Below are 9,007 nucleotides of genomic sequence, written 5' to 3'. Positions count from 1 at the left end.
AAAATCCTGAAAAAGGATTTTATCAAGTTCTTGAAAAAATCCAATATTGTAGTTAAAATGAGTATTACAGTGTTCTTTTTGTCCTCTTTAGCTTTGACATTTGTAATGTCGAATTTGGGTATTATTATGCGTCAGAAATCCATGGTAATGTATTTTCTCTTTTTCGTTATTTACTATTACCTCGCTCAGAAAAAATATGATAAGATTATTAAAAAGAGAAAACTTCAAAAAGCTGCAAATAATTTACAAGTGACATGATCAACGCAAATCTTGCGTCTCAATTATGACCTATTAATTTTTTATAATATGCATCATTACTGTCTCAAAATCTTGATACTCTTCTCAAAATAGAAATTTTATGAAAGGTTGTTTAGTTATTTCCCTGGATTTTGAACTCATCTGGGGTGTTTTTGATAAAGTTGATCATCATGATAAAGTAGAGTATTTTGAAAATACTCGAAATCTCATTCCTGATCTTTTAAAACTATTCAACAATCATGAAATTCATAGTACATGGGCAACTGTTGGAATGCTTTTCAACGAAAGCTGGAGTGAATGGATGGATAACCTACCACAGTACTATCCTAACTACACCAATCAGAAATTATCAGCTTATGATTACGGTAAAGAACATAAAACTAGAATAAACGAAAAGCTATGTTGGGCTAGTGAATTAATTGACCTGATCGCCCAGTCCAATCATCAGGAAATTGCTACACATACATATTCTCACTATTATTGTCTTGAAGAGGGCCAGAATAGGGAAAGTTTCGCATCAGACCTTGAGTTAGTCAGGAAGCTTGCCTCTAAAAAGGGTTTGGAATTAAAAAGTCTTGTTTTTCCAAGAAACCAATTTAACGGATCTTATCAGGATATTTGTGTGAACAATGGTATTAGAACAATCAGGATTAATCCGGAAAATTGGTACTGGAAAAATACGCAGAGAGATACCTTAGCTGATAAAATCTTCCGCACGGGCGATGCATATATCGGACTAAATGATAAATCCTACGATCTCAGTAGTGTAAAAGTTAATAAGGTTGTTCAGCAAAAAGCATCGAGATTATTGAGGCCTCACGAAAATAATTTTAAGGATTCATTGAGGATAAACAGAATCAAAAATGAATTGGAGTTTGCAGCTAAAAACAATAGAATTTATCATTTATGGTGGCATCCACATAATTTTGGAGGAAATCCTCAATCCAATTTGAAAGATCTCAAAGAAATTCTAGAACATTTCTCCAAATGCCAAGATAGGTACGGAATGGAATCATTTACAATGGATGAGCTGACTGATTTAAGATTAAATTTGCAATAGATTAGTTTAAAAATAATAGTTTGGATAAACTTGTTCGCGTTACCACCATTCCTTTATCTCTGGAAAAGCTTCTTGAAGGACAGCTTACCTTTATGAGTCAGCATTATCAGGTAATAGCTGTTGCCGCAGATGAAAAAAGACTCGAGAAATATGGGGTTGATAATGATGTAGAAACCTATACTGTAGAATTAACTCGAGCTATAACTCCCATTGCCGACCTTAAAGCTGTATTTAAACTCACCAGTTTTTTACGTAAACAAAAACCCTTAATTATTCATAGTCATACTCCTAAAGCTGGTATAATTAGTATGCTAGCTGGTTGGCTCGCAGGTGTTCCAATCAGGTTGCATACTGTTGCTGGTTTGCCATTATTAGAGGTAAGTGGAACTAAGAGAAAAATTTTAGATTTAGTAGAAAAGCTTACTTATAAACTAGCTCATAAGGTATTTCCAAACTCATTTGAATTGAAGAATATTATTTTGGATTTAGAATATGCTAATGAATCTAAATTGAAAGTTTTGGGGAATGGTAGCTCAAACGGGATAGATACGACTTATTTTGACCCCCAACAGTATTCTGAAAACTTCAAAGCGGACTTAAAGTCAACCTTAGGAATGCCACAGGAAGATATCGTTTTTGTTTTTGTAGGGAGGTTGGTAAAAGAGAAAGGTATAGAAGAGCTTGTTCGTGCTTTTAATGAACTTAGATTTAATACTCCCAAGTGTAGCTTATTATTAATTGGCCCATTTGAACAGGATCTGGACCCGATTTCAGAAGAAATTATTCAAGAGATTGAAAATAATCCAAAAATTGTAACCACCGGGTACGAGCCTGACGTGAGACCTTATTTTGCGATCGCAGATGTTCTAACTTTTCCATCATATCGAGAAGGTTTTCCAAATGTAGTTTTACAGGCAGGTGCCATGTCTTTACCAGCAATCGTTACTGACATTAATGGTTGTAATGAAATTATTCAAGATGGTGAGAACGGTATTATCGTACCCGTAAAGTCTGTAGAAGCGCTGAAGGTTGCTATGAAAAAATTAGGCGATGATGTAGAATTGAGAAGTCGACTTACATTAAATGCTCGTCATGTAATTCAAGAAAAATATGAAAGAGAGTACTTTTGGCAAATTCTGTTAAAAGAATACAAAGAGTTAGAAAGCTCTCTCAAACATGATTAAATTCGCGCCCCGGCTGAAGTAATTCTTAATTGACTGAATGTACAGAAATTTAATTAAACCAATCTTTGATTTTTTAGCTGCTGTTATAGCGCTGGTGATTCTGAGTCCGGTTTTAATTGTAGTCACAATACTATTATATCGGGCAAATAATGGTAAACCCTTTTTTTATCAGTCCAGACCTGGTAAAAATGGTGATATTTTCAAGATAGTGAAGTATAAAACTATGACCGATGAAGTGGACGATCAGGGCAATTTGTTGCCTGACTCTGAGCGTTTAACGAAAATTGGTAGCTTTGTTCGAAAGACTTCCATTGATGAAATACCGCAATTGTTTAATGTGTTGAAGGGAGATATGAGCATTGTGGGGCCAAGACCCTTACTGCCTCAGTATCTCCAATTATACAATGAAGAACAATTAAAACGACATGAAGTCAAGCCTGGGATCACCGGATGGGCACAGGTGAATGGAAGAAATGCTATAAGCTGGTTGAAAAAATTTGAATATGATGGGTGGTATGTGAAAAATCAGTCTTTCTGTCTTGACCTTAAAATTTTGTTTAAAACAATTAAAAAAGTTGTAATTTCTGAAGGCATTACTGCGGAAAATATGGCAACTACAGAACCATTTAACGGTAGGAATTGATGATCTTATTTGGGGCAAGTGGACATGCGAAGGTTATTCTGGATATTATCAATTCCGGAACTGGTGATACCGTGGATTATATATTAGATGATAATTCTGAAATTTTCGAATTAGCTGGTTTTGAGATCGATCATACAGTTGACAGAAATATACTTCAGAAGATCGATACAATTGTGGCCATTGGAGACAACAAGATCCGGAAGCATATTTGTTTAAAATATAGAATAAAACTGCATCAGGCATTGATTCATAAAACTGCAACTGTTTCAAAAGCCGCGTTTGTGTCAAAAGGATCTGTTGTTATGGCTGGAGCTGTTATTAGTCACTCAGCGAATGTAGGCGAAAACAGCATTATTAATTCGAATGCTATCATTGAACATGATGTAAGCATCGCTAAATTTGCACATGTTTCTCCAGGTGCAATTGTAACTGGAGCAGTGAGTATTGGAGAAGGTTCCCACATTGGAGCTGGAGCTTCAATCATCCCAGGAATAAGTATTGGCAAGTGGGTTACAATTGGTGCTGGTGCTGTTGTATTGAAAGATATTCCCGATTACGCTGTGGTTGTTGGGAATCCAGGCCGAATAATTAAATACAATAAGAATTAATATGTCAAACGATAAGATCTGGCTATCCTCCCCGCATATGGGTGGTAATGAGTTAAAATATATTCATGATGCATTCGATGAGAATTGGATAGCACCTTTGGGTCCCAATGTCTCTGGATTTGAAAATGATATTAAAAAATATCTTGGTGGAAAAGTTGAAGTTGCAGCATTAAGTTCTGGAACAGCTGCATTGCACCTGGCTTTAATTATGCTTGGAGTTTCGAATGGAGATGAAGTTATATGTCAAAGCATGACCTTCGCGGCTTCAGCCAACCCAATAAAGTATCTGGGTGCCACTCCAATATTTATTGATAGTGAATCCAAAACTTTGAATATCTGTCCTGATCAGCTGGAGATTGCTATAGAGGATAGAATAAAAAAAGGCAAAAAACCGAAAGCTATTGTTGCCGTTCATTTATACGGTATGCCATATCAGGTGGATCGAATCAATAGGATTGCAGATAAATATAACATTCCAGTTATAGAAGATGCCGCTGAAGCTCTTGGGAGTACATACAAAGGTGCAAATTGTGGCACCTTCGGCGAATTGGCTATTTTGTCATTTAACGGTAATAAGATTATCACTACCTCTGGTGGTGGCGCCTTAGTTAATAAGACTGAGAAAATGAAGCAGAAAGCTGTCTTTCTCGCAACTCAGGCCAGGGATGATGCCCCACATTACCAGCATAGCGAAATTGGTTATAATTATAGATTGAGTAATATTTCCGCAGGAATTGGTCGTGGTCAAATGGAGGTATTGGATGAAAGAGTAAGAGCGAGACGTGAAATGTTCGAATTTTATGTAAATTTATTCCGTGGTGTCGAAGGAGTCAGTTTGTTTTCTGAGCCGTCTACAGATTATTTCAGTAATCATTGGCTAAGCGTTTTAACTATTGATAGTGAGGTTACTGGGTTCTCTAGAGAAGACTTGAGAGAATCACTTGGTGCTTTAAATATTGAATGTCGACCGCTTTGGAAGCCTATGCACATGCAACCTGTTTTTGCGGATAGTCCGTTTTACGGCACGGGAGTTGCTGAGACCATGTTCGACAATGGACTCTGTTTGCCAAGTGGTAGCAATCTGTCAGATAGTGATAGATCCAGAATCAGTAATGCAATTAAAAGTCATTTGAAAAAAGACCAATAGACTATGGGGAGCATAAGAAAAGCCCTTTCTAACATAATATCAGGTCCTGATAACTCTTTGGATATCCGAAATCTAAGATATCTTCCTAGATGGGCAATTTTGATGATCGATATAGGTCTGGTTACTATCTCAACGATTTTAACCATATTTATCCTTTTAGATCTATCTCCTTTTCAGTATACTTTATTGAATTTTTATGAGAAAGCACTTCTGGTAATTACTATGAACGTTGGTTTCTTTTTTGTTTTCAAGACTTATGCTGGTATTATACGTTATTCTTCTAACGTAGATGCCTTGAAGTTATTACTATCAACTTGTAGTGCTTTCGTCGGGTTGGTTGCGATTAATTATGCATCCTATTTCCTAATAGGTCAAAAAATCTTTTTAATTGGCGGATTGCTAATTAATTTATGGATATCATTTTCTTTATTATTCCTTTTCAGACTTAGTGTCAAACAATTCTATGAGTATTTTAAGATTCTTCAGAAGAATGAGTCTCTAATTAATGCAGTTATATTAGGGGTTGATGAAAATGCAATCTCTATAGCAGGGGCGCTTGAAATTGAACATCCGCGTAGATTCCGAATTGTGGGATTTCTAACACAGGATTCACATAAAAGACTTCGTGTACTGGATAAGCCGGTTTTAAAACATACTAAGAAGATTCATGAAGAACTAAATTCTCTTGGCGCTGAAGCGATCATATTTTCTGAACACACTCTTTCTTCAGAAGAAAAATTTAAATTGGTAGAGGAGTGTTTGGAACATGATATAGCGATTTATAATGCACCCCTAGTTTCAACCTGGGGCGGGGAGCCGATAGCTAATAAGGTAAAAACATTGCAGATTGAAGATCTGCTGGATAGAGAACCTATCAACCTTGAAACTCAGAACAAAATTGAGCAATTAACGGACAGGACAATACTGGTCACTGGTGCAGCAGGTTCTATTGGTAGCGAGATCGTAAGACAGGTTGCTAAATATGATCCAAAGCGTTTGATAATACTAGATCAGGCTGAAACTCCGTTACATAATTTACAATTGGAGGTGGAATCCAAGTTTCCAGACCTGAATTTCAAAGTAATTGTTTGTGATGTTGGAAACCAAAAGAGACTGGAGCTTATGTTCCAGAATCAAGACATCGATGTTGTTTATCATGCTGCAGCATATAAACATGTTCCTTTGATGGAAAGTAATCCACATGAAGCGGTATTTGTTAATATACATGGAACCAAAAATCTCGCAGATCTTGCTGTGAAGTACAATGTGGGACATTTCGTTATGGTTTCAACAGATAAAGCGGTTAACCCAAGTAATGTAATGGGCGCCTCCAAGAGAGCTGCTGAAATGTATGTTCAATCCTTATTTCATAATCAGCTTCAAACTGGTATAGGTTCTACGAGATTTATAACCACTCGTTTTGGTAACGTTCTAGGCTCTAATGGTTCGGTAGTGCCGTTATTCAAGAAACAGATAGAGAAAGGTGGCCCTGTAACAATTACTCATCCAGATATCATCAGGTATTTCATGACGATCCCGGAAGCCTGTCAACTAGTGCTTGAAGCCGGTGCAATGGGTAAGGGTGGTGAAATTTTTGTATTCGATATGGGTGAGCCAGTGAAAATCATGGACTTAGCTATCAAGATGATTAAACTTGCGGGTTATCAACCGAACAAGCATATTAAAATTAGAATTACTGGACTTAGGCCAGGTGAGAAATTATACGAAGAATTGTTGAATGATGAATGCAAAACGCTTCCAACGCATCACAAGAAGATAATGATTGGCCAGGAGGTGGTGAGAAATTATGAAGGAATAAATGAGAATATTCTCAAGATAATAAAATCTGCTACCAAGTTGAAAAATGATAAGGTAGTAGCTAAACTTAAAGAGTTGATACCGGAATTTAAGAGTAATAATTCTTCTTATGAAAAACTCGACAACTTAAAGGAAATCAAAAAATCAGAAATTAATTGATGAAGAAATTGTTAATTGTAGCACTTATTGCTAGCTGCTTCTACAGCTGTGCTACTAAGGATCAGGTGGTTTATTTCAATGATGTTCAGGAGTTGGAAGGGCAGGTGAATTTGCTAGATTACGAACCGAAAATTGAGAAAAACGATGTGCTACGTATCAACGTGTCCTCATCTTCAATTAATCCTGAGATTGTAGCTCCCTTCCAGATGAACCAACAGGGAGGAGGACAATCATCCGGAGGAGGTGGAGGTCAGAATCTATCCTTAACTGGTTATTTAGTTAGCCCGGAGGGAACTATCAATTTTCCAGTTCTGGGAAGCATCGAGGTAAAAGGTCTAACAAGAACTCAGATCCAGGAGAAACTTGAAGATCAGATTACAGATTATGTAAGAGATCCAGTTGTTGATGTAAGAATAGTTAATTTCAGTATTACCGTATTGGGTGAAGTAGGATCTCCTGGAAGAGTTCAGATTACTGATGGGAGAATCACTATGCCCGAATTAATTGCCATGAGTGGGGACGTAAGCTATACAGGAAAAAGACAAAACATTCGTGTGATTAGAGAGGAGGATGGTGTGAAGTCGGTTGGATTCATTGATATGACTGAAACAGATTTGTTTAGTAGTCCTTATTATTATCTAAAACAAAATGATATAGTCTATGTAGAGCCTACCTACGCCCGAATGAAATCTGCTGGATTCTTCGGTAGTCCTGGTGCTATACTTGGTCTTGTTAGTTCGGTAATAGGTTTAATTTTAATTTTCGTACGCTAAATGGAGGAATTAAACGATTTCACTGAAGAAAAGGAAGAATCAAACTTCGATCTAAAGGCAGAACTATATAAATATCTGGCTTACTGGAAATGGATTCTACTTGGTTTTATTATCGGAGGAGTGCTCGCTTACTTGTACAATAGGTACACTATACCTCAATATAGCACTGAAGCAACCATGATCATTGTTGATGATGAAAAACAGAATGCTATGAATGCTACCCCATCAGGTGGCGGAGCTATTTTCTCTTTAGAAGATGATGGTATACAAAATCATATTGAAAAATTAAAATCTAAAAAGCTTGTTGAAAGTGTAGTGGATGAGCTAGGACATAATGTAAGCTATTTCATTGAAGGTAATATTATTACAGTTGAAGCATATCAATCCAGCCCAGTGTTGATCGAATTTATCACCAGTGATAGTATTGTTAATACGAGTTCGAGAGACTTCGTAGTGACACCAACCTCTGAAACTTCATTCAGACTTGAGGATGAAAGCCTGGAGTACAATGCTGATCATAAGATTGGGGAAGTAATCGAGCTGGAGGGTCTCAAATTCGTTATTTTACCTAAATCAGGTGAAGAGCAAGGAAGTTTTGGGAAGACAAGTTCAGTAAATATTGTGTTGGAACCTGTGGGGGACGTAGCGGCTGAGTATATATCCAGGTTACAAATAACTCAAAAAGGGCAAGCAAAGGATATTTTGTCCCTAAGCCTAATTCAGAACACTCCAGAGAAATCTCAGGATTTTCTAAGTAAGTTAATGGAGCGCTTCAATGAAGAGGGAGTAAAGAATAATCAGGAAGTTGCAGAAAATACAACCAAATTTATCCAGGATAGGTTAGAAATGATTACTACAGAGTTAGATTCTGTAGAGGTCAATATTGCTGATTTTAAGAGGGATAATCGAATCATGGATATTGGAAGCGGTGCATCTGAATTTCAATCGAAGTTTTCTGCTGCTGAACAGGAAATATTTAACCTCGAAACACAGCTTGAATTATTAAAGTCTGTTGAAGAACTTCTTAGAAGTCAGGGCGAATACGAATTGTTACCAGATGTAGGGATTAGTGAAGGTGGAATCTCAGGACTTGTGAATTCTTACAATTCATTAGTAGTAGAGCGCAATATTTATCTAGAGGGTGGTACCGAGAAGAACCCTGTTGTCAAAACTCTAAGCGAGCAGCTGAACGGTTTGCGGAATAATCTTTTCGAAAATATTCAAAGTACTAGAAGCTCCCTCAACATCCAATTGAGGGAACTCAGCAAAAGAGAAAACGTTGCCCAAGGTCAGTTTAGTGCCTTTCCTGGCTTGGAAAAGGGCATGCGTAATATAGAGCGTCAACAGCAAATTAAAG

At 36.9% G+C, this 9,007-nt stretch carries 8 protein-coding genes and 1 pseudogene; all 9 read left to right on the top strand.

Going from position 1 to position 9,007, the window contains the following annotated elements; all coding sequences use genetic code 11:
• A pseudogene (locus ACNKXS_RS07295) lies at positions 1 to 258 on the top strand (hypothetical protein); the annotation flags it as partial.
• A 100-nt stretch (positions 259 to 358) separates the two neighbouring features.
• Positions 359 to 1,318 carry a polysaccharide deacetylase family protein gene (locus ACNKXS_RS07290; protein ID WP_417920300.1) on the top strand — a complete coding sequence of 320 codons (960 nt, stop codon included), beginning with the start codon at positions 359 to 361 and terminating at the stop codon, positions 1,316 to 1,318.
• Positions 1,319 to 1,338: 20 nt separating this feature from the next.
• The gene (locus ACNKXS_RS07285; protein ID WP_417920299.1) at positions 1,339 to 2,502 is read left to right on the top strand and encodes a glycosyltransferase family 4 protein; all 1,164 of its coding nucleotides are present in this window, start codon (positions 1,339 to 1,341) and stop codon (positions 2,500 to 2,502) included.
• Positions 2,503 to 2,539: 37 nt separating this feature from the next.
• Positions 2,540 to 3,145: a sugar transferase gene (locus ACNKXS_RS07280; RefSeq protein WP_417920298.1), complete on the top strand. Its 606-nt coding sequence runs from the start codon at positions 2,540 to 2,542 to the stop codon at positions 3,143 to 3,145.
• Positions 3,145 to 3,753 carry an acetyltransferase gene (locus ACNKXS_RS07275; RefSeq protein WP_417920840.1) on the top strand — a complete coding sequence of 203 codons (609 nt, stop codon included), beginning with the start codon at positions 3,145 to 3,147 and terminating at the stop codon, positions 3,751 to 3,753. Before ACNKXS_RS07280 ends, ACNKXS_RS07275 begins: the two co-directional genes overlap by 1 nt.
• Before the next feature lies 1 nt (position 3,754).
• Positions 3,755 to 4,900, top strand: a complete 1,146-nt coding sequence (locus ACNKXS_RS07270; RefSeq protein ID WP_417920297.1) for a DegT/DnrJ/EryC1/StrS family aminotransferase — start codon at positions 3,755 to 3,757, stop codon at positions 4,898 to 4,900.
• Positions 4,901 to 4,903: 3 nt separating this feature from the next.
• Complete coding sequence (locus ACNKXS_RS07265; protein ID WP_417920296.1) at positions 4,904 to 6,877, top strand: polysaccharide biosynthesis protein; 1,974 nt, start codon at positions 4,904 to 4,906, stop codon at positions 6,875 to 6,877.
• Complete coding sequence (locus ACNKXS_RS07260) at positions 6,877 to 7,650, top strand: polysaccharide biosynthesis/export family protein (RefSeq protein ID WP_417920295.1); 774 nt, start codon at positions 6,877 to 6,879, stop codon at positions 7,648 to 7,650. The genes ACNKXS_RS07265 and ACNKXS_RS07260 overlap by 1 nt, the downstream gene beginning before the upstream one ends.
• Positions 7,651 to 9,007 (top strand): GumC family protein (locus ACNKXS_RS07255; RefSeq protein ID WP_417920294.1); only part of this gene is annotated, 1,357 nt, incomplete at its 3' end.

The sequence above is a fragment of the Christiangramia marina genome, assembly GCF_048285865.1.
GTDB lineage: Bacteria > Bacteroidota > Bacteroidia > Flavobacteriales > Flavobacteriaceae > Christiangramia > Christiangramia marina.
Note: the sequence above shows the minus strand (reverse complement) of the source record. Positions and strands in the feature narration are given on the sequence as shown.